At 34.5% G+C, this 20998-nt stretch carries 21 protein-coding genes; 5 read left to right on the top strand and 16 right to left on the bottom strand.

Annotation, left to right across the window (positions count from 1 at the left end; all coding sequences use genetic code 11):
• Position 1: 1 nt before the first annotated feature.
• Together Q0951_RS02795 and pepT are read right to left on the bottom strand one after the other, a co-directional pair.
• Positions 2–1423: an amidohydrolase family protein gene (locus tag Q0951_RS02795; protein WP_299333992.1), complete on the bottom strand. Its 1422-nt coding sequence runs from the start codon at positions 1421–1423 to the stop codon at positions 2–4.
• A gap of 5 nt (positions 1424–1428) precedes the next feature.
• On the bottom strand, positions 1429–2670 hold the full coding sequence (gene pepT, locus Q0951_RS02790) for a peptidase T (protein ID WP_299333988.1): 1242 nt from the start codon (positions 2668–2670) through the stop codon (positions 1429–1431).
• A gap of 125 nt (positions 2671–2795) precedes the next feature.
• Between pepT and Q0951_RS02785 the strand changes: the two genes are divergently transcribed.
• Positions 2796–3833 (top strand): quinone-dependent dihydroorotate dehydrogenase, encoded by a 1038-nt coding sequence (locus tag Q0951_RS02785; RefSeq protein WP_299333985.1) that lies wholly within the window; start codon positions 2796–2798, stop codon positions 3831–3833.
• A gap of 39 nt (positions 3834–3872) precedes the next feature.
• Here the strand turns inward: Q0951_RS02785 and Q0951_RS02780 are convergent, their stop codons facing one another.
• Positions 3873–5597 (bottom strand): T9SS type A sorting domain-containing protein, encoded by a 1725-nt coding sequence (locus Q0951_RS02780; RefSeq protein WP_299333982.1) that lies wholly within the window; start codon positions 5595–5597, stop codon positions 3873–3875.
• Between the two features lie 105 nt (positions 5598–5702).
• The gene (locus Q0951_RS02775) at positions 5703–6641 is read right to left on the bottom strand and encodes a spondin domain-containing protein (protein ID WP_299333979.1); all 939 of its coding nucleotides are present in this window, start codon (positions 6639–6641) and stop codon (positions 5703–5705) included.
• A 92-nt stretch (positions 6642–6733) separates the two neighbouring features.
• Between Q0951_RS02775 and Q0951_RS02770 the strand changes: the two genes are divergently transcribed.
• Together Q0951_RS02770 and Q0951_RS02765 are read left to right on the top strand one after the other, a co-directional pair.
• Positions 6734–7360, top strand: coding sequence for a LysE family translocator (locus Q0951_RS02770; RefSeq protein WP_299334950.1), 627 nt, complete (start codon positions 6734–6736; stop codon positions 7358–7360).
• Between the two features lie 38 nt (positions 7361–7398).
• Positions 7399–8262: a hydroxymethylglutaryl-CoA lyase gene (locus Q0951_RS02765; protein ID WP_299333976.1), complete on the top strand. Its 864-nt coding sequence runs from the start codon at positions 7399–7401 to the stop codon at positions 8260–8262.
• 52 nt (positions 8263–8314) lie between these two features.
• Here Q0951_RS02765 and Q0951_RS02760 read toward each other — a convergent pair whose 3' ends face one another.
• The gene (locus Q0951_RS02760; protein WP_299333973.1) at positions 8315–10540 is read right to left on the bottom strand and encodes a TonB-dependent receptor; all 2226 of its coding nucleotides are present in this window, start codon (positions 10538–10540) and stop codon (positions 8315–8317) included.
• Between the two features lie 229 nt (positions 10541–10769).
• Between Q0951_RS02760 and Q0951_RS02755 the strand changes: the two genes are divergently transcribed.
• Together Q0951_RS02755 and guaB are read left to right on the top strand one after the other, a co-directional pair.
• Positions 10770–11273: a ferritin gene (locus tag Q0951_RS02755; RefSeq protein WP_299333970.1), complete on the top strand. Its 504-nt coding sequence runs from the start codon at positions 10770–10772 to the stop codon at positions 11271–11273.
• Between the two features lie 370 nt (positions 11274–11643).
• On the top strand, positions 11644–13116 hold the full coding sequence (gene guaB, locus Q0951_RS02750) for an IMP dehydrogenase (protein ID WP_299333967.1): 1473 nt from the start codon (positions 11644–11646) through the stop codon (positions 13114–13116).
• Positions 13117–13241: 125 nt separating this feature from the next.
• Here guaB and Q0951_RS02745 read toward each other — a convergent pair whose 3' ends face one another.
• From Q0951_RS02745 to Q0951_RS02695, 11 genes are all read right to left on the bottom strand, one after another.
• On the bottom strand, positions 13242–13766 hold the full coding sequence (locus Q0951_RS02745) for a hypothetical protein (protein ID WP_299333964.1): 525 nt from the start codon (positions 13764–13766) through the stop codon (positions 13242–13244).
• A gap of 37 nt (positions 13767–13803) precedes the next feature.
• Positions 13804–14469: a DUF4272 domain-containing protein gene (locus Q0951_RS02740; protein WP_299333961.1), complete on the bottom strand. Its 666-nt coding sequence runs from the start codon at positions 14467–14469 to the stop codon at positions 13804–13806.
• A 26-nt stretch (positions 14470–14495) separates the two neighbouring features.
• Positions 14496–15983, bottom strand: coding sequence for a glycosyltransferase family 39 protein (locus Q0951_RS02735; protein WP_299333958.1), 1488 nt, complete (start codon positions 15981–15983; stop codon positions 14496–14498).
• Positions 15984–15992: 9 nt separating this feature from the next.
• Complete coding sequence (locus tag Q0951_RS02730) at positions 15993–16376, bottom strand: hypothetical protein (protein ID WP_299333955.1); 384 nt, start codon at positions 16374–16376, stop codon at positions 15993–15995.
• A gap of 46 nt (positions 16377–16422) precedes the next feature.
• Positions 16423–17319 (bottom strand): 2-dehydropantoate 2-reductase, encoded by an 897-nt coding sequence (locus tag Q0951_RS02725; protein ID WP_299333953.1) that lies wholly within the window; start codon positions 17317–17319, stop codon positions 16423–16425.
• A 2-nt stretch (positions 17320–17321) separates the two neighbouring features.
• Complete coding sequence (locus tag Q0951_RS02720) at positions 17322–18023, bottom strand: SIMPL domain-containing protein (protein WP_299333950.1); 702 nt, start codon at positions 18021–18023, stop codon at positions 17322–17324.
• Positions 18024–18042: 19 nt separating this feature from the next.
• Positions 18043–18462: a hypothetical protein gene (locus tag Q0951_RS02715; RefSeq protein ID WP_299333947.1), complete on the bottom strand. Its 420-nt coding sequence runs from the start codon at positions 18460–18462 to the stop codon at positions 18043–18045.
• Positions 18463–18504: 42 nt separating this feature from the next.
• Positions 18505–19128: a CpXC domain-containing protein gene (locus Q0951_RS02710; RefSeq protein ID WP_299333945.1), complete on the bottom strand. Its 624-nt coding sequence runs from the start codon at positions 19126–19128 to the stop codon at positions 18505–18507.
• A 26-nt stretch (positions 19129–19154) separates the two neighbouring features.
• Positions 19155–19859 (bottom strand): hypothetical protein, encoded by a 705-nt coding sequence (locus Q0951_RS02705; protein WP_299333944.1) that lies wholly within the window; start codon positions 19857–19859, stop codon positions 19155–19157.
• Between the two features lie 10 nt (positions 19860–19869).
• Positions 19870–20256 carry a hypothetical protein gene (locus tag Q0951_RS02700; RefSeq protein WP_299333942.1) on the bottom strand — a complete coding sequence of 129 codons (387 nt, stop codon included), beginning with the start codon at positions 20254–20256 and terminating at the stop codon, positions 19870–19872.
• A gap of 257 nt (positions 20257–20513) precedes the next feature.
• On the bottom strand, positions 20514–20909 hold the full coding sequence (locus Q0951_RS02695) for a hypothetical protein (protein WP_299333939.1): 396 nt from the start codon (positions 20907–20909) through the stop codon (positions 20514–20516).
• Positions 20910–20998 lie beyond the last annotated feature (89 nt).

Below are 20998 nucleotides of genomic sequence, written 5' to 3'. Positions count from 1 at the left end.
TTTAATTTAACCCAACTTTTCCTTTAACCGATTCAAATAAGGCTTTGGAGTCAAAACCAATACCATCTTTAAATACAATTTCCATATTTCTGATGTCTTTAATATTGGTATTGAGGTTTCCGTTGATTAGAATTAAATCGGCTGTTTTGCCAACTTCTAGACTTCCAGTATTATTATTAATGTCCAGAAACGTTGCGCCATTTAGAGTACATACTTTTATAGCTTCTTCAACCGTAAAACCTGCCTCAACTAAAATCTCAACAGTACGTTGATTGGCATAACCAGCAACAGTTCGTCCAGCACCTGTTGGATCTGTTCCTGCAACTAAAACCCCTCCTTTATCGTAAAAGCGTTTTACCCAAGTAAGGTTCTTGTTGAAAAGTGCTAAGCTATTAGCATCTCTTCCCTGACTACGCTCGTGGTTTGATTTTAAACGCTCTTGGATTTGAGGTATTAGTGCATCAAAACCACCTCCAGGCACTATTTCTCTATCAGTGTAAGGTTCAAAAACATTGGGTGTGGTTGTAATTACAGTTTTATTCTTTATTAATAGGTCAATAAGTGCATTGATGTTTTTACCATTAACATCTTCATTGGCGAGACCTCGTCTGGCACTATAAGGATCACAAAGATCTTCAGCTTTATCTGTTGAAAAGTCACTTGAGGCCATGAATCCGTGTTCGAGGTTGTCAATGCCTATTTCTGAGGCCTCAGCATAGGTTAATGAACATAAGTGTCCTGTGACTTTTAAACCACGTTTATGAGCTTCGGTCACACATATTTCGAGATCCTCTCTGGTAATATTGTTGTAGACTTTAAATGAAGTTACACCTTTGTCTGCCCAATAGTTAACCAAAAAACCAACCTCTTCAGCATTATTGATAAAGCCTAGTTCTGGTACTTTTGGTCCTTCACGTTCAATAAAAGGACCAGTAACAAACATTTTAGGTCCAGTCATTTTACCTTCATTGATCCATTTCATCACATTGAGGTCTGTTTGTGGTTGTATACTTCCTCCAGTTCTCATAGTTGTTACACCACCAGCTAAATATAACCTCGGAAATGTGAAGGTCATTTGACCTACACTAAACCAATTTTCAAAAGGTTTGGTATAGAACATATGTTCATGAAGCATTACTAAACCTGGAATGACAGTTTTATTGGTACCATCAATGACCTTAATACCTTCAGGGATTTTGATTGTTTTGGTGTTACCAACGGCTTCAATCTTTTTGTTTTTGATGATAATGGTCTGATTTGTTTTAGTTTCACTACCAGTGCCATCAATAAGGGTTACATTAGTAATTGCAAAGTCATTGTCATTTGAGCTAATAAAACGCTCGACTTGTGGTGAGAATTCCTGAGCACTTAGATGGCTAAAGCATAAAAATATAGTAAGGGTAAATATGACCTTTAGATTCATAATGGTTATTTTTTTTGAGCAGCAGTGAGTTCAGCAATCTTACAGATCACTTCAGTAGCTTTGATCATGCTTTCTACAGGCACATACTCATATCTTCCGTGAAAGTTGTGTCCGCCTGCAAAAATATTCGGACAAGGTAATCCCATATAGCTTAATTGTGAGCCGTCTGTACCACCTCTAATTGGTTTTATGAGCGGTTCAATATCGAGTTGTTTCATTGCCTCTTCGGCAATATCAACAATATGCATCACAGGCTCTACCTTTTCTTTCATATTAAAGTACTGATCCTTAATCTCTATAGCGATAACCTCTCTTCCGTATTGTGTGTTGATTTCGTTGGTGAGTTTTTGCATGACGTCTTTTCGTGCTTCAAAATGACCTTTGTCATGATCTCTGATGATGTATTGTAAAATGGTTTCTTCTACTTTGCCATCAATACTATATAAATGAAAAAAACCTTGATAGCCTTCGGTATGTTCAGGAGTTTCCATTCGAGGTAATGAATTGATAAACTCTGTAGCAATATACATGGAGTTTACCATTTTTCCTTTGGCATAACCTGGATGAACAATTTTACCTTTTACAGTTACTTTTGCTCCTGCAGCATTAAAGTTTTCATATTCGAGTTCACCAATCTGACTTCCATCCATTGTGTAAGCCCAGTCTGCTCCAAATTTTTCAACATCAAATTTATGTGCACCACGACCAATTTCTTCGTCTGGAGTAAACCCAACTCTTATTGTTCCGTGTTTAATCTCTGGATGCTGAATCAAGTATTCCATGGCTGAAACAATTTCGGCAATTCCTGCTTTGTCATCTGCACCAAGAAGTGTAGTTCCATCAGTTGTGATTAAGGTTTTTCCTTTGTATAACAATAAATCTTCAAAATAATCAGGAGATAAAATAATGTTTTCAGCTGCATTTAATACAATATCTTTTCCGTCGTAATTCTCAATAATTTGAGGTTTTACGTTTGCACCAGTAAAATCTGGAGTGGTATCAAAATGAGAAATAAAACCGATGGTTGGAACCTCATGATCCACATTACTAGGAAGCGTTGCCATGATATAGGCATTCTCATCAATGCTAACATCGCTCATTCCAATAGACTTTAATTCTGCAACCAATGCATTAGCTAAGTCCCATTGTTTTGCAGTACTAGGTGTCGTGTCACTTTCTGGATCTGATTCTGTATCTACAGTAACGTAACTAATGAAACGTTTTATAATGTCTTCTTTGGTAATCATATTGTATGCGGTTATAAGTGTAATAAGAGTTTGAGTGATATAAAATTAAAACCTGCAAGGTTTTGGCATGAAAGTTAGCGATTTTAATCAAATGAATGTTATTTTTGCACTAGAAAAGATTTTGCATGTATACCCTTTTATTGAGACCAATTTTATTTTGTTTTGACCCTGAAAAAGTACATCACTTTACATTCTCACTTATTCGTAATGTGTCTAAAATACCAGGAATACCATCACTTTTTAGAAGTTTGTACCAGGTAAATGACAAGGCTTTAGAGCGAGAACTTTTCGGACTTAAATTCAAGAATCCAGTTGGATTAGCTGCTGGTTTTGATAAAAATGCGGTGCTGTACAACGAATTAGCAAATTTTGGTTTTGGATTTATAGAAATAGGAACCGTAACTCCAAAAGGTCAGGTTGGCAATCCTAAGAAGCGCTTATTCAGGCTTAAAGATGATAAAGGTATCATCAATAGAATGGGTTTTAATAATGAAGGACTACAAGCTGCTATTGCACAGTTAAAAAAGAATAAAGGGAAATTGATTATTGGTGGAAATATTGGTAAAAATACTGCTACAGCACCTGAGGATTACACAAAAGATTATTTAGAATGCTTTAACGCATTGCATCCTTATGTGGATTACTTTGTTCTCAATGTCAGTTGTCCTAATGTTGGTAGTCATGCAAAATTGAATGACAAAGACTACTTGTTAGAGCTTATTTCCGAAGTACAAAAAGCTAATAATACATTTACTCAGCAAAAACCAATCTTGCTTAAAATTGCTCCAGATTTAAATACAAATCAATTAGACGAAATTATAGAGCTTATCGCAGAAACGCATTTAGATGGTGTAATAGCCAGCAATACTTCTGTAGATAGAACTGGTTTGAAAGCCTCTGAGGAACGTTTAGCCGAAATAGGAAATGGCGGACTTAGCGGTCAGCCAATTAAAGCTAAATCAACGAAAGTGATTAAATATCTGGCTGATAAGAGTCGGAAAGCGTTTCCAATTATTGGAGTAGGCGGTATACACTCTGCTGAAGATGCGTTGGAAAAGATTGAAGCAGGAGCAGATCTGGTTCAAATCTATACAGGTTTTATCTACCAAGGACCTAAACTCATTAAAGACATCAACAAAGCACTTATAAAAAAAGCGAATTGATAACTATCAATTCGCTTTTTGTTTAAACTTATCTCAGTATTAGTTTTTAATAAATGATACTGTACTAGAGTTATTTCCTTTAGAAATTTTCACGTAGTAAATACCTTCACTCAAATTCTGAGCATCAATGCTTAAATCGTCATCTTGTTGAATTATTTTACTTGTAATCACTTGACCAAGCACATTGTAAACTGTGTAAGCATCAGGAAGATCACTTGTGTTGGATAATTTGATATTTAAAATGTCTTTAGTCGGATTTGGATATACTGAAATTGGATTATTCACAAAATAGTCATCAACACCCAATAAAGCATTAGACATAAATACAGTTTCTCCAGTTCCATAATCACCACCTGTTTTGATAGTAGCACCTTCTAGAGTTGATAATCGGTATGATCCTAGTCCTTGTCCGCAGCAAATACCATCGCCAAATCCATCTGTAATTTCAAATGTGTAACAATCATTTGTTGCTACTATGAAGTTTTCTGTAACAGTTTCTCCAGCAGTTGAATATCCAGGGCTTGAATATAATGTTGTTCCAGCACTGTTCTTTAAAGTCCATGCAATTTCCCCAGGGTAATTATCAGTAGTTAATTCAAGATTAATCTGCGTTGTATTGATTTCGTTTGCGCCAACTCCAACAAACTCCTGATAGACTTTGGTTAAAGAACTTGAACCATTAGATATGGTTAAAGTCACATCATAATCTCCAGAACTCGTATAGGTATGTGTTGGATTTTGAATGGTGTAATCAATTATATCGTCACCATCAACATCCCATTGCCATGAGGTTGCACCTACACTATTATCGGTAAAAGCAACATCAACAGAAGTGCTACAGTCTTGCGTGTAATTTGCGGCAATGTCTACGTTAAAGCTTGGGCACGCCATAACAGCTCGTGAAGCTTGATATACGCTGTAAATTCTGGCATATTGTCCTTGCGAAAATTCAGTACGACAAGCTTTACGAGAATACGACATGATATTTAAGGGGTTTGGGGCAAATGTATCTCCATTAGAATCTGTGGTCGATCCTGTATATGAACAAGAGAATGATACGTTACTAAAACTCAATTGTGGGTCGGCTGGTGTATCACAAATAAAATCTCCTGCTGAATCACAATTTGAACCATCTACTAATTCGTCAGTTAATGTTCCATTTATTCCTCCATGCGTATGCGACAATGCAAAGAAGTGTCCCATTTCGTGAGATAATGTACTTCCATTGGTAGCACAAGAATTATCCATTAAAATAACTTCAGGACCACCAGGGAAATAAGCATATCCACATAATCCACCACCAGATGAACTACTAACTACAGAGTTAGCAAAATAAATATTAATAACATTATTGACATTATAGGTGTCTGTCATAGCAGTTTGCTCATCAGTTTCGAAATCGTAATATGTAGAGCTGTCAATGAAATTGATACCATCACATAGGAAAAACTCCAAATATGCATTAGCATAGTAGGAATTCATAATCGCAATAGCATTGTTAAGTTCAGCTTCTGTAAGTCCGCCATTTCCACTATCATCTCTAATAATATGAGCTTTGATAGGTACAGAGCTTATTGCGGTTGAAGAACGTCTTTGAGTTCTGATTTGGTAAAATTCCTGCTCATAACGTTTAAGTTGCGGCATTAGATTATTGAAATATTCTTCAGATTCAGCAGTTTGTACGAAACCACACTGTGGTTCATTTTGTGCTGGTAACATGATGAAACTACACAATAATGTTAGTAGGAGTAAAGTCTTTTTCATGGGGCTTATCGTTTATTGAATATGTTATGTCAAAAAAATTTAGGATGTAAACATAATAAAAAATCCGATAAAATACTCAATAAATCGATGAAATACACATTAAACTTAGTTTAGAATCACCTTTTTTGTAGAAGAAGATCCATCTTGAAACTCAATTCTAACTAAGTAAACTCCTTTGTTTAAAGCGGTTAGGTCTAAGTTGTTTTCAATTCTTGAATTTGTATTTTGCAGACTAACTACTTGTTTTCCAAGAACATCATAAATTGATGCCATTTTTAAAGGGTTTGCATTAGAAGTGCGAATATTAAGAATACCATTTGTCGGATTTGGATATACGGCAACTTCAGTTAAACTTTGCTCATCCACACTAAGTACCTGATTTAGTGTAATGGTCATCGTACCAATTGGTTTATCATTAAATGGACCTTGATTGATCAAAACTGAAATAGGCTGAAATGGAGTTGTTACTTGATTTGGTGAACCATACATTGTACCACTGTCAGTTCCAGCGTCATAAGGAAATAGAGGAATGATGATCTCGTTTCTCCAAGTGTTTCCATCTCTTAGGTTAATAGCATCGATAGCAATCATCCAATCAGGACTGGGAGCGATCATAGATACCAGACTTAACAAGGGGTAATCGGTACTTACAACAACATTACTTAATGTTGCTGAACTTATGGCAGCAAAAGGAGAAAAGCCTTGCTGGAGCCATTGGTTGGCATCTCCAGTACTATTGATTTCATTCATTAATGCGGTGTTGTTTCCCGCTTCAGCTACATTTTTAATTCCTGTAGAAGCTAACATTCCCATTCTCACCATAGTGTAATCACTGTTATGAGTAGTTCCAACTAAATTAGACCAATGAGCATTTCCTGGAATTGGCGCTGTACTATTACCTTTTACAGGATCTACAGTTTCGTTTTCCCAATCACTACTAAATGTAATATTGTAGCTAGCTGTTGATTGAGCCATTACAGTAGTTACAAAGCATAATAATGATAGGTAGATTAGAGGTTTTAAAACTAAAGTAATGTTTTTCATGTGGTTATGGATTAAGTTTAAAACATATCAGTCGTAATAGTAATTCAAATGCTTACAGTAATTTTTAATTATTTTTACAAAAAATTGATCTACTGAATTACGAACTCCTTATATCATTTGTGTTAGCTACCTCTGCTTTGGCAATTTCACCAGGTCCAGATAATATATATGTACTAATGCAAAGCATGGTCCATGGCAAAAAATTTGGATTGGCAACTGTAGCTGGTTTGATCTCAGGATGTCTGGTTCATACCACATTAGTTGCTTTTGGAGTCTCTGCTATTATTAAGGAGAATGACACCATTTTCTTCATTATTAAATTATTTGGTGCATTATACTTACTATTTCTGGCGTATAAGGTTTACATTTCAAATGCCGAATTGCATTTAGGCTCTGAAGATGTCCCAAAAAAAAGCATGCCTCAACTTTTTAAACAAGGGTTTATTATGAATGTCTTGAACCCAAAGGTCTCTATTTTCTTTTTAGCGTTTTTTCCAGGGTTTTTATTTAGCAAAACACTAAGTACTGTCGTCCAATTTTATGTATTGGGATTATTGTTTATGTTAGTTTCTACCATTATATTTTCGACTATTGCTATTTTAGCTGGATCCATTTCAGAATATACAAAGGCAAATAAGCGTGTTGGATTGTATTTTAAATGGTTGCAAATTATTGTCTTTGTTGGTATTGCAATCATCATTTTTACTTCGGAAAAATAGCCTCTGAAAAATCATCTGAATTATTATCTTTGAAGAAGATGAACAAACCTCTAAAAATAATCGAATGTCCGCGTGATGCCATGCAAGGTATTAAGGACTTTATTCCTACGGAAAAGAAAGTACAATACATTCAATCTTTATTGAGGGTTGGGTTTGATACTATCGATTTTGGAAGTTTTGTCTCACCAAAGGCTATTCCACAAATGGTTGATACAGCCGAAGTTTTAGCGCAACTGGATTTAAGTCAGACTACAAGTAAGTTGCTAGCTATCATAGCCAATACACGAGGCGCAAACGATGCTTGTAAACATCCTGAAATTGATTATTTAGGTTATCCGTTTTCTATTTCAGAAAATTTTCAAATGCGTAATACACATAAAACCATTGCACAATCTGTAGTGACTTTATCTGAAATTTTAGAGTTAGCAGATACACATCAAAAGGAAGTTGTGGTTTATATATCAATGGGATTTGGGAATCCTTATGGTGATCCATGGAATGTGGATATTGTTGGAGCATGGACCGAACGTTTAAGTAAAATGGGCGTAAAGATATTGTCACTTAGTGATACTATTGGAAGTTCTAATCCTGAAAGTATTGATTATTTATTCTCAAATTTAATTACGAAATATCCTGACATTGAGTTTGGTGCACATTTGCATACCACACCTTCCACATGGTTTGAAAAAATTGATGCTGCATTCAAAGCAGGATGTAGACGATTTGATGGTGCTATCCAAGGTTTTGGTGGATGTCCTATGGCAAAAGATGAACTCACAGGAAACATGCCTACAGAAAAATTACTATCTTATTTCACATCTAACAAGAATAATAATTTAAATGCGATGAGTTTTGAAAGCGCATATAATGAAGCTACAAAAATCTTTACGAAATACCACTAAAATAAAAGAGCCATTATTCTCATAATGACTCTTTCAAAATAATTAATTGGTTTTAGAATCGAACTTCTAATCCAGCATAAGCTCCAAAAGGATGACCAGGTCGTAATCCTGCAGGTACTCTAGATACTGCATAGGTTTCGTCTAAAAGATTAATAATGTTTCCTGTAATACTTAAATATTTAGAGAGGTGGTATTTACCTGAAAAATCAATAATAAAATTAGAGGTCACACCATTAGCATCTGTAATAGTCTCTGTTCCAGCTGTAGTTCTAAAAGCACCATTAAAACGTCCGTTTAAGTTCAGTTCGAACTTTTCATGTTCTAATGAAATTGACGTATTAAACTGATGTTTTGCAATGTAAGGAAGCTCATCACCTTTGTTTACTTCTCCCCATAGATTATCTGTACTACCAAAACTATTTAGGAATTCGGTATCAGTAAATGTATATCCAAAAGTAATAGGTAAAGCAAATTTTGGGTGATTATCCATTAGATTGTAGTTTAATAATAACTCTATTCCTCTAACGCTAACTTCACCAGCATTGAATTGCTCAAGAGATCCTGTGCCACCAGTAGCAGCTAAGTCGCTACCTAGTAGGTTGCTATAATCATTGTAGTAAGCTACAAGTTCACCTCTAATACCTTTAAAATTAAAACGTGTACCTAGTTCGTAGTTAATACTTTCTTCTGCTTTTTGACCTTCTTGATTACTAGGAGGGGAGAACCCTTTGTGTACACCTCCAAAAAGAGAAACATCGTTATTGAATTTGTAGTTGAATCCCATTCCAGGAATAAAGATGTCTACTTTGTTTTCTCGGGTTGATACATTTGAGCCTGTTCTGTTAGGATCATCAGTACCAAAATTTTCTCTACGTAACACAATGTTTTCATAGCGAAGTCCAGGAGTTACAGTCAGTTTTTTATATTTCAGCTTGTACATAAGGTAAGATGCGAAAGCATTAGCACTACTAATTCTATTAGCATCAGTACCTGGAGTTGCAGCCGTTGTTTGAATCATTTCACCATCAATGATGCTGTAGCCATCTTTCCATTGGAAACGATCTTCTTCATCATAATGGTAGCGTAAACCAATCTCCAGATCATGAAAAACCTGCTCACCAGACCAATGATAATCCAATTTGGTCTGAATCCCTTTAGAGGTATAATCTCTATTATTAGCTTTTACAAGTAGCGCATCAGCATCTGAATTTACTGATCCATTAACAATATCGATATAATTTGAAAATTCATCAGGACGTTCAAGAATATCAGCAATACCAACCTTAGTTCCGTTAACAACAACATCATTAAGTTTGTACCAGTTTCTTGAGAACCCGTTGTAATATCCTGTGGTTGTAATTCTTAATTTCTGATTAAAATCCATTTGATGGTTTATCATAAATTGGATATGATCATTAGTCATAACATCTTCTTGAGACGCAGCATACCTATCAAAAGGGTTGGTGTTAAAGTCGTTCTGACTCAAACCTAAATAAGTTTCGTTAGAGACTTCATCAGAATATTGAAATTTAAAATCTAGAGCTTGCTCAAATGTTTTACTTGCTTTACTATTTATTCTAAATTTGGCAACCACATCGTTTTTGTCAAATCCGGTATTGCTATTGTCTGGTAGATTTTTAAATCCGTCAGAGTTAAAGTTTAAGTACTCAATACTATAACCAACACGTCCTTTTTGATCTCCAATTTTGGCATGTAATTGGCTGGTATTAAAACTACCTGTACTTGCTTTCAAACGACCAGTAAATGATTCTGGAATTTGACTTGAGACGAAGTTTATTGCACCTCCAGAAGTAAAAGGACCATATTGAACCTGGCTACTTCCTTTTAAAATTTCTACTGCATCCATTCTTGCTACTGAAGGAAAATAATAAGCAGCAGGAGCACTGTAAGGAGCAGGTGCAATGAGAACACCATCTTCCATAATAGAAATTTTAGCGCTTCGTTGTGGAGATGTTCCTCTTAAGCTAATATTTGGACGTAATCCAAAGCCATCTTCCTCGTAAATATTAACTCCAGGAACAGTTCGAAGTACACGATTAATATCTGTATAATTAAATTTAGCTAATTCTTTAGGCGATATATAATACGATGAACCTGTTCGATTCTTGGCCTGGTATTTATTACCAAAAATGACACTGGTTTTTAATAAGACTTCATCTAATTTCTGAATAGAATCTTGTGGTGTTGTTTGCGGATTATTCTGAGCTTTTGCAATCCCAACAATAAGTAGGAATAATAATACAGTTTTTGTCTTCATTTTATTTAGACTGGTTTAAAATAAGTGATTTTTCGGGTGCAAATTTAAGCATGATTTTTACTTGAACAAAGTTTATTTAGAATAAATAAAAATAAAATTTATAACAATTTGGTTTTCAATAAGCTTCGAATCTATTTTTTTTAATACGACTAATTATTGTTTGCTTATTAACGCTTAAATCTTGATTAGAATGCTTAATTTAGTGGTATTAAATTTTAAATTTTCAGCTATGAATTCAACTATAGAACAACTTTTAAATGCACAGATTAAATATGAAGCTCAGGCATCAATGCAATACTTAGCCATGGCATCTTGGGCTGATGCTGAAGGCTATAACGGTGTTGCTGATTTTTTTTATAGTCAGTCTGAAGAAGAGCGCTTGCATATGACCAAATTAATCAAGTTTGTCAATGAGAGAGGCGGTAATGTAATCATACCTGAATTAGATAAGCCAAAACCAGCATTTAAGGGATTAAATGAGTTGTTTGAAAAGTTTTTAGATAGTGAAATGTTTGTGACAGAGCAGATCAATCACGTCATTTTTGAATGTTTACAGCACAAAGATTATAATGTTCATAATTTCATGCAATGGTATGTTACAGAGCAACTAGAAGAAGAAGCGATGGCGAGAACATTACTTGATAAATTAAACATTATTGGAGCAGATAAGTCTGGTCATTATTTATTTGATCGTGATATCAATACCATTGCTGCTGCTCATGAAAATGAATAGATGATTTGTTAATAATTATTTATCTAAAGATACCTAATAGGTATCTTTTTTTTATAAATTTGTATTTATTTAGAATAAATTAAAATAATGAAGTCAGATTTTACTCAAGAACCGACACCTATAATCATTACCTCCTGTATTGTCTATTGTGATATCAATAAGAAGACAAAGTGTTGTAAAAAGTATAAGAAAAAGGGAAAGTCCAACTGTAGACGTTGTCCACGTTTATAAGTAACAATATCTTCAAAAACTGATTTTTATTTTCTACATATTCAGATTTAACATAGACTTTAGAGTATTCCCTAATTAAGTTAACATTAATGGGAAAAAAATCCGTAGATTTGCATGCAATTATAACTGTAATTGCATCATGACAGCACACGAAAACAAAATTGTTGGGGAAGGACTTACCTATGACGACGTTCTATTAGTTCCAGCATTTTCAGAAGTTTTACCAAGAGAGGTAAATATCCAAACAAAATTCACACGTAACATTACAATTAATATTCCTGTAGTTTCAGCTGCTATGGATACTGTAACTGAGAGTAAAATGGCTATTGCTATGGCTCAGGAAGGTGGTATTGGTGTGTTGCATAAAAATATGACCATCGAACAGCAAGCTGATAAAGTAAGACGTGTTAAACGTGCTGAAAGCGGTATGATCATAGATCCAGTAACGCTTCCGCTTACTGCAACTGTGGCTGATGCTAAACAGAACATGGCAGAGCATAAGATTGGTGGTATTCCAATTGTTGATGAGTCTGGAACCTTAAAAGGTATTGTTACCAATCGTGATCTTCGTTTTGAACATCAAAATGATAGACCTATTGTTGAGGTCATGACCTCAGAAAATCTAGTCACTTCTGCTCAAGGCACTTCATTGAAGGATGCAGAAAAAATCCTTCAGCAAAATAAAATTGAAAAATTACTAATTGTTGATGATAACTATAAACTGGTTGGACTCATCACCTTTAGAGATATTACTAAAGTTACTCAAAAGCCTAATGCTAATAAAGATACCTATGGACGATTGCGTGTTGCAGCTGCAATTGGTGTCACAGGTGATGCGGTTGATAGAGCTTCAGCTTTGGTGAAAGCAGGTGTAGATGCTGTGATTATTGATACAGCTCATGGTCATACCAAAGGTGTGGTGATGGTTTTAAAAGCCATTAAAGAGAAATTTCCTAACCTTGAAGTTATCGTCGGAAATATCGCCACTGGTGAAGCTGCTAAATATTTGGTTGAAGCTGGAGCCGATGCTGTTAAAGTTGGAATTGGTCCTGGATCGATTTGTACAACCAGAGTGGTCGCTGGTGTTGGATTTCCGCAGTTTTCCGCAGTATTGGAAGTCGCCGAAGCCATTAAAGGATCTGGTGTTCCAGTGATTGCTGATGGAGGAATTCGATATACTGGTGATATTCCAAAAGCTATTGCTGCTGGTGCTGATAGTGTGATGTTAGGTTCACTTTTAGCTGGAACCAAGGAAAGTCCAGGAGAAACAATCATCTATGAAGGTAGGAAATTCAAATCTTATCGAGGTATGGGATCTGTAGAAGCTATGAAGCAAGGGAGTAAAGATCGTTATTTTCAAGATGTTGAAGATGATATTAAAAAACTGGTTCCCGAAGGTATTGTTGGTCGTGTACCATACAAAGGTGAATTAGTAGAAAGTATCCACCAATTTATTGGAGGCTTACGAGCAGGAATGGGATATTGTGGTTCTAAAGATATTGCGACATTAAAAGCCACAGGTAAATTTGTAAAAATAACGGCCTCTGGTATTAATGAAAGTCATCCGCATGACGTAACCATTACTAAGGAAGCTCCTAATTATTCGAGATAATATGCTGCTGAGTGAAGGCTCATGTATTATTTGAATAAATGGTATCCTTCTTCGGAAACTTCTAATTGTGGCAGCTTTTATAGGTTTTCTTTATCTAGATGAACTTGGAATTAACTAATATGTTATTATTTTTTTTCAAGCCAATTAGAAATGCGATTGTGATTTGTTAGCAACAGATAACCCAATATAATATTCATGGCAGAATAGGTCCAATTAAAGTAGTCATCAGGCGATCCAAATTCCTCTGTTATACTAAAAAGGTAATCACTTTTTGCGGAAACTTTATCTTTAAATGCCAGAAATGTATACTGTATAAAGTCGGTTAGATTTGTAATAAGCAGAAATCCTCCAATCAGAATAATACCTAGCATTAGTATTTGTTTGGTTTTAAGGTCTCCAAGTTTAATAAATTCGTCATCAAATCCCTTATCAACCTTAGTCAGATTTATGATGTTATCTGTATATTTTATTAGAGCATAATAGAACAAAACAGCAAGTAAAGTAAACAGTAAAAGACTTAAAACAGGTAGTAATTCAAATTCATAAATGGTATAGATATAGTTTGAAGGTATCCAGTAAAAGACTGTCAGAATCAAGGAATACAAAGCGAATAGCTTTATAAGTATTCGGAAAAAATCTCGTTTGGTCATGGTCTAGTTTTGTATTAATTTGACGATAGTTTTTTATTTAAGTGTCGCAAGAAATATCATCCCATTCCTGATTCATATAGTTAATAAGCCAATTCAAGGCATAATGCCTTTCATAAACAACTCCAGGATTGACCGCTTTTAATTCGTAGCCATTTATTCTGGCATCCACACAGGTCCAGTCTAAACGATAATACAAATCGTTGGCATCTAATATTTCTTTTTTAGCTCTGGAGGTTTTTGCGGCATTGATAAATAAATTAGGGTCTTCATCAGGTTTGATAGGATAGTGTTCTATCGGAATAGTATTAAGATCACACATTTCATTCGGAAAACCCAAGTCATCTATAACATTAAGTGCCCATAACAAGGTCCAGATGCCTTCACATTTCCATGACTCCTGATTTTTTTTCTCATCAGTAGGATCATTTAAAAATTCTATTTCGTCCGGAGTTACATAGTTCCATAGGTCATATCTCTTAAGATATTCTATGGCTTGATCTCCTGTCATTGCACTAAATGCAACAAGATTAGTAACCGCCAGAACTGTGACTCTTTGAGCAATGTCCTTTGGGGATCTAATTGTTGTGTCTTCATCTGATTCTATATGCGGAAGGTTATAATTGATCTTTACTCCCTTTTTTTTGAGAAACTTTTCGGTTTGCTCTTTTCGCGTGAGTACTTTCTTTTTAAATAAATTGAACATGAATTGATTTTAAATTACGTTTGGTTCTAATCAAATATATGAGCTTCATAATCTTTCCACCATTGTTTGATATCAACTTTTGGTTTTCGGCAGATATATAAAGGAATACCATTTTCTTCGCCAATGGCATATTTGTGCGTGATTATTTTAACAAGTTCTACCTCTTCAAATACATAGTTTACAGATGGTTCTTCATTACCTAAACTAATCCATACATGAGCATTCTCATTGCCATATCCCCAAGTCCAAAAACTTCCATGTCTACTAATTGGATCAGGAAGGTTATATGATTTTCCTAAAATCTTCAGGGCTCCAGCTTCACCGTAGTTTTCTGCCCATAGCACACAATTTTTTTGCTCTTTCTCACTCAACGACCGGTAGACACTATCAACTAGTTTAACTTGTTCTTCCCAGCCAAACATATCGGCGTAATCACCTGTTAATTCGATTCGCCCATCTTTCTCTTCCAAATCCGCATAGCTCACATAGGTTTCAATAGGCAAAATAGGTGTTAGGTCTGGAATAAAATAGAGTACAGGGAGAATAACACTAGCAGAAACCACATACATCCATACAGGTTTTTTGTGGAGCAAGGCTTCGATTTTTACAGCTCCAGCAGCAAAAAGTACAGGATAGATGGCAAAAAGATAATACGATTTCGAATTTAAAATCCACATGGTAAAGAAAATTACCAAAGCAGCTATAGCAATACTTCTGTATTTTTTTAAATACTTATCTGTTAATAGTGCTGCAATACCAATCAAGCTTATAAGTAGTGTGAATGGTAATTCTAACTGGTCTAGAGCAAAATCCATCGGATTGATATCATCCAATTGGTTTTCGTTGAGTGCTTCTAAATGACTTAACAAGGGAAAATCATGTTGCATCTGCCAGATGAGATTTGGTAAAAACACTAGTAATCCAATGCCAGCGGAGATATAGAGCCATTTACTTTTGAGTAGATTTCCTTTTTGATAGAAGAACAGGCTTATAAATATTCCAAAGGCCCAGACAAACATGGTGTATTTGTTTAGGAGTCCGAGTCCGAGTGTAAGACCAATCAGGAACAGAAATTTTTTATGTTTGGTATTGATGTATTTGATTAGGAAATAAAAGCCTAAAGCCCAAAAGAGTTGATCGAATGCAACAGGTTGAAACAAGGTGTGATTTCTGTAAAATGGTAAAAAAGCCAATACGCAAATACCAGAAAGTAAGATAGCTTTCGACTTTCCGCCAAGTTCTTTTGCCATAGCACAACATAGTATGAGAATTGTAATTCCAGCTAATGTTGGAAATAATCGTACACCAACCAATGAATAGTCAAACAACCAATAGGATAGTTTTCCAAATACGGCAATTAGTGGGGGAAACTCCATATATCCCCAATCCATATGCTCGCTTACAGAGAGGTGTAATAATTCGTCACGATGAAAACCATAATTTCTATTGCCTAGCCATTGTATAATGAATTTTAAAAGAGAGAGTATGAGGATTATAGGAAGATATTTTTTCATTGTAAACAGCTATTTTTTTAGTCCGATAATATCGTCGCTACCTCCCAAGTTATACATGAATATGAGTTCGGTTTTTGTAAGCTTCTTTACTTTCTGATCTACACTACCACCAGGATCAGTCATTCTAATTTCGTTACTTTCTTTGAGGTATTCCCAACTACCAACAAACTTTCGTCCAAACGACATAACTTCATGTTTTCCGTCTTTATGAAATATCATCCAGCTAATCTGATCGCCTTCTGATGGCAAATCCATTCGCTCATTTTGCATAATGACATATGCCATATTCCACTTCCCAGAACATAAAAGATCTAAATCAATATTAGGTTCCTGATCTTTAAATGGTGACGTTATACTTATTAAAAGCGAAAAAAGAATAATTATAGATTTCATATCTACTATTTTGATGATTTAGATGTATCCAAGTTAAGATTTATTGTTAAGATAAGTTTGATTCTATTTTTGTTTTTGCAAGAATTCTAATCATCCAGTCATTTATACTAGTTTCAATGCCATATTGTTTTCCTAGTTTGGAGATGATACCGTTTTTGGCACCAAGCTCGAGCGGCTTGCCTTGTCGCAAATCTGTTAGCATAGAACTCCCTTTGGTTTTAGGGTAATTCATTAATTTGTTAATCATTTTATCAGTGAAATTCTCTTCTATTTTTGCACCATCGGCTTTTGCAACTTTAATAGATTCTTCCATTAGATTCCTATAAAGATGTTTCGCTATGCTAAGTTGGAAGATCTCACAAGTACGATTATAAATACACAAAACAGCACCTAAGGTTGCACTTTCTAATAGCTTTTTCCAAGCATCTGTTTTAAAATCATTGGATTGGGTTATTTCTATTCCTGAGCGATTAAAGAGGGTTTCGAACTCTGAAGCTAGATCACTTTTTGGAACTATTAATTTTGGCATTTTGATGCAATTATAATAACCCTTTTTATCCCGCTCAGTAGGACAATCGATCAGACATTCTAGAATTTGATCTTCATTTGAAAAATCAAGCAAGGGTTCTTTTAAATTAAGTCCGTTTCTAATAACGACAACTTTGGTTGAAGGAGAGATGAGTTTTGAAAACCAATGTTTAGCTTCTTGATACTGATGCTCTTTAATACAAATGAACAACCAATCGAGTTTTAAAGTTTCCGAAGTTGTTTTACTTACAACAGGAATGTCAAAAGGTTGACTTTCAACTATTAGTTTTAGAGTCTTCTTTTTAGTTCTACTGAAATAGAACATGTCATGTGAAGGTAATCGCTGTAGCTGATAAGCCATTACTGTACCAATAGCTCCAATCCCTAAAACACCGATTTTAGTTCTTGGACTCATAATTATTTTATGGCATATTTGATATAATAGGAAAACTTAACCGTAAAGGTTTCAAAGGCAATATCATTTTCAAAAAAACTATCACTAGTATTTTGAAATCGAGCGATATTACTTTGCGCCATAATGGAAGAATTACTTCTATTACCATTACTCACATTGTATTCTCTAACTTCCATAGGTTGTCCTAATTCTTCATCAATAGCCTCCAGTAAGTAAGCGGCTTTCTCTTTAGCTGCTTTTATAGCGGCTATACGAACTTCGCGTCTGATATCTGTAATTTTTGAATTCTCAGTTTTTAAGATAGATGCCTCGTTGATATTGATATTTTTAAGTGCTCTAAACACATTGGAAACCTCTTCGGAAGTGTTTACCAAAAGTACATACTCTTTAGTAATCTTAACACCAGTTTGTCGTCTACGTCGTCTTAATATTTCAGAGTTTGAGTCAGATAAGGCTAATTGATCCAAGCTAATATTTAGAGCGTTTAGTTTAGCTTTAAGATTGTTTTCCTGTTCAACAACAGTGTAACTTTTTCTGTTAACGACCTTTTCAGATAATATAATTTCGATATAGATTTTATCTGGAATGACCTCTTGTTGTGCTGTACCAATAACTTCAATAAACGGTTGCTCTTTTTGTATCTCGTTTTGTGAATGACTTACCGAAAAGAGTAAAATTGAAATAATTAAAAATAGTGCTCTCATAAATGTATGTAGTTTAAGATTAGTCTTTTTTTGACAGTTTTAAGGCCAGTTTTCCACCAAGCCATGCCATTGGGATATAAGCTGCTACGAGATCAAAGACTGTAAACCATGTTGGACCTGAGATCATATTATGCGCTATTATTCCGAAGATAAAAAATAAGCCACCAATGACCATTGCAAATGTCATTTTACGATTTGCAGCTATCATACCAGCAATGGTTGCGCCAACAAAAGTACCTAAGGCATGAGCGAGAAAAGGAAAAATAAAATAGTTATACTCTAAAGTTGGCATGACTTCAGAAAGTGCTGCTGTGTCATTAATATCTACACCTTCAATGGGAAAAATACTATGACCAAGAACTATAAGTCCCATATTGACAACACTGCCAATAAACCAGCCCAAAACGACTGCTATTATGTTTTTAAGAATCGGATTCATAATGATTATTGTATTTAGTTAGTGATTTTGTTGATCAAATGATTAATCTCTAAGGCTATCAAATTGAAATAATTTAATTCTATCCTCTTTGGTTAAATTTTTAAAGTCATATTCTATCTGCATCATCTGGCTTGGGTGTGTAAAAAAGTAGTATTGGATCTTCTTTTTAAATAGTCCTTTTTTAATTGAATTAAACAGAATGTTAACTTTGTAGTCTTCAGGATCTTCCACTGTAGCCTTTAACGATTCTGAAAGCATAAGTTTTAGACCTTCAGCAGTTTTATCTATGATTTGATCGTTTAATTTTAGATCGAAGATTTGAATTTTTTCTACAAGTTTCGGATATGAAAAAACCTCTCTATAGATATAGCCTTTATCTTTTAGGTCTTTGAGTATTTCTGAACCAGAGATTCCTTCAGAGTCGTCGTTTGTGTCTTCAGTTTTAAAGTTTATCATGATTTGATTTTGCATGTCATGATAGAGAAAACCAGAAACAACATTGATATTTTTTTTACAATTTGAACAGGTATTGTCATTCAATTGTCCTTTGATGACTTTTGTTTTCAATTCTGGTTGAATGGTAACATTGACACTTGAATAAAATGTAAGTTGTTCTTCACTTCCACAGTTCGGACAATTCGATAAACGCTTTTGCTCTAAGCTCATATTAGTTTTAGTTAGATGTGTATAGTTTAGTCTTGTTCTTTCTTTTTACGTTTGACAATTGCCAAATATATTTTGGTCATATCTTTAAGTGCTCCAACGTCAATCACATTGTCTAGTATGTCTTGATAACCCTTAATAGCATTGTCAAAATCTTCATCAAGATCATATGTGTAGGCCAGAAAGAATTGTGCAGGAAAATAATCAGGATTTTGTTCTAAACATTGTTTAAAATCAGTTTTAGCCGATTTAAAATCATTTAATCCCAAATGCTGAGAACCACGCTCCATTCGTAATTCTAAACTGCTTGTGTTTTTATCGACTAATGCAGATAATGAATCTAAAGCTTTTTTTGAGGCATCCCTTACAAAACTTTGTCGCATTGTAGCATTCAGTTTTTTAGCGTACTCATAATACGAATCGCATTGGTCTATGAGTTGTTCCTGTAGGTTGCCAAACAAGTCACGTCCATATTTGTAACCATACTTGTAGTAGGTCTCTTCGTCAAAGCCAGTGGTGTCAACATCTTTAAGTACAACTTGTTCAAGAGCTTTGGCATTGTTTTTTAATCCATACACCAAACACTCTTCAAGAAGTTGGTAATTGATTTCACCGTTAATCTCTAATGATCCTTTATTAAAGCAGTGACAATAATCTGAGGATAATTTATCATTTAGTTCTTGGGCACTCAGTGAGTTTGAAATCAATATCAGAAGACATAAAATTCGTTTCATAAATCTGTTTTTAGCAGTATAAATCAGTGTTTGTCTCATGCTTGATGTCGTTTCCATAATACAGATACCAATCTACAATTCGATTATCAATCCTGTCATAAATATCATCGTAAGTATAGGGTTGATCTTCAATGCTTAATCGGTCTAAATCTTTATTGATTTTTTTTATTGTAGCGTTGTCAAATAAGTGTTCATCGGTTAATTTTTCTCTTAAATATGAAATGAGAATCCTATGGCACTTTTCATTAAAGTTTATATTTCCATTTCTGTGCGCTTCATCACGTAATTTCTCTATAGCTCTCAGTAGTTCTCCCTGTACAAACTCTGATTGCCCAGATTTTGGAACATAGTGTTGCCAGATATATCTTCCGTGTTCTAAGTATTCTTTTTCGGTCATTGATTTATTTTGGCTTGAACAATTGTAACATATGAATAATAATATTGTATAGAGTATGCTTTTCATATGTTGAGTACCTATTGAAGTGTCTGAGCAACTAAAATTAGCAAAAGAAACGGAGTTCGCAAGATTCTTGGTTATTAATTAAATCTAAGTTGCATAGTTTTTTGATGTGATACATCAACTAGGTTTGTGAAATTTTTACGACAATGATGGAGGTTATAGTGTAAGATTAGTTAGTATGTATGTATGGATTTTCATTCTATCGAACCACTTTCTCGTTTATCTTTTTTACCCTTCAGAAATAAGTTTAAGCCATAAAACAAAAATGCAAAGCCTAATATAGTTACGCAGATGACAACAATATTCCATGCATAGGATTCATCTGGATAGAGAAAAGTTGGAGATTTAAGCAACAGGATTCCTAAAGCCATAAAAATGTATGAGCGTCCACTTTTTTTGAGTGATTTAGGCAACGATTTTGTTGTCGTGTTTTGATTAGAAGATACGCTCATAAAGTAGATGCCGTAAACTATAAGTACAACTCCAAATATGAGTTTTATTTCTGAAGGAATAAGTTCATTGTCATTTGTACCAATGCTCATTATTACAGCAAGAAACCCGAAAAATATGAGTGAGAAAGGTTTATTCATACATCAATTTTAAGACAATTTAAATTAACAATGTTTTGCCAAACTGTTAATGGTTTGATTTTTAGTTGTTTTTGTACATGTGAGTATGT

The sequence above is a fragment of the uncultured Psychroserpens sp. genome, assembly GCF_947501425.1.
Taxonomy (GTDB): Bacteria; Bacteroidota; Bacteroidia; order Flavobacteriales; family Flavobacteriaceae; genus Psychroserpens.
This window is presented reverse-complemented; position numbering and strand designations above follow the sequence as displayed.

What these genes read in the sequence shown, in the direction of transcription:
- Q0951_RS02735 (WP_299333958.1), bottom strand. Translation starts at nt 15,983, where the DNA reads ATGAAAAAATATCTTCCTATAATCCTCATACTCTCTCTTTTAAAATTC.
- Q0951_RS02695 (WP_299333939.1), bottom strand. Translation starts at nt 20,909, where the DNA reads ATGAATAAACCTTTCTCACTCATATTTTTCGGGTTTCTTGCTGTAATA.
- Q0951_RS02740 (WP_299333961.1), bottom strand. Translation starts at nt 14,469, where the DNA reads ATGTTCAATTTATTTAAAAAGAAAGTACTCACGCGAAAAGAGCAAACC.
- Q0951_RS02755 (WP_299333970.1), top strand. Translation starts at nt 10,770, where the DNA reads ATGAATTCAACTATAGAACAACTTTTAAATGCACAGATTAAATATGAA.
- Q0951_RS02745 (WP_299333964.1), bottom strand. Translation starts at nt 13,766, where the DNA reads ATGACCAAACGAGATTTTTTCCGAATACTTATAAAGCTATTCGCTTTG.
- Q0951_RS02725 (WP_299333953.1), bottom strand. Translation starts at nt 17,319, where the DNA reads ATGAGTCCAAGAACTAAAATCGGTGTTTTAGGGATTGGAGCTATTGGT.
- Q0951_RS02720 (WP_299333950.1), bottom strand. Translation starts at nt 18,023, where the DNA reads ATGAGAGCACTATTTTTAATTATTTCAATTTTACTCTTTTCGGTAAGT.
- Q0951_RS02780 (WP_299333982.1), bottom strand. Translation starts at nt 5,597, where the DNA reads ATGAAAAAGACTTTACTCCTACTAACATTATTGTGTAGTTTCATCATG.
- Q0951_RS02715 (WP_299333947.1), bottom strand. Translation starts at nt 18,462, where the DNA reads ATGAATCCGATTCTTAAAAACATAATAGCAGTCGTTTTGGGCTGGTTT.
- Q0951_RS02765 (WP_299333976.1), top strand. Translation starts at nt 7,399, where the DNA reads ATGAACAAACCTCTAAAAATAATCGAATGTCCGCGTGATGCCATGCAA.
- Q0951_RS02705 (WP_299333944.1), bottom strand. Translation starts at nt 19,859, where the DNA reads ATGAAACGAATTTTATGTCTTCTGATATTGATTTCAAACTCACTGAGT.
- Q0951_RS02795 (WP_299333992.1), bottom strand. Translation starts at nt 1,423, where the DNA reads ATGAATCTAAAGGTCATATTTACCCTTACTATATTTTTATGCTTTAGC.
- guaB (WP_299333967.1), top strand. Translation starts at nt 11,644, where the DNA reads ATGACAGCACACGAAAACAAAATTGTTGGGGAAGGACTTACCTATGAC.
- Q0951_RS02785 (WP_299333985.1), top strand. Translation starts at nt 2,796, where the DNA reads ATGTATACCCTTTTATTGAGACCAATTTTATTTTGTTTTGACCCTGAA.
- Q0951_RS02730 (WP_299333955.1), bottom strand. Translation starts at nt 16,376, where the DNA reads ATGAAATCTATAATTATTCTTTTTTCGCTTTTAATAAGTATAACGTCA.
- pepT (WP_299333988.1), bottom strand. Translation starts at nt 2,670, where the DNA reads ATGATTACCAAAGAAGACATTATAAAACGTTTCATTAGTTACGTTACT.
- Q0951_RS02700 (WP_299333942.1), bottom strand. Translation starts at nt 20,256, where the DNA reads ATGACCGAAAAAGAATACTTAGAACACGGAAGATATATCTGGCAACAC.
- Q0951_RS02710 (WP_299333945.1), bottom strand. Translation starts at nt 19,128, where the DNA reads ATGAGCTTAGAGCAAAAGCGTTTATCGAATTGTCCGAACTGTGGAAGT.
- Q0951_RS02775 (WP_299333979.1), bottom strand. Translation starts at nt 6,641, where the DNA reads ATGAAAAACATTACTTTAGTTTTAAAACCTCTAATCTACCTATCATTA.
- Q0951_RS02760 (WP_299333973.1), bottom strand. Translation starts at nt 10,540, where the DNA reads ATGAAGACAAAAACTGTATTATTATTCCTACTTATTGTTGGGATTGCA.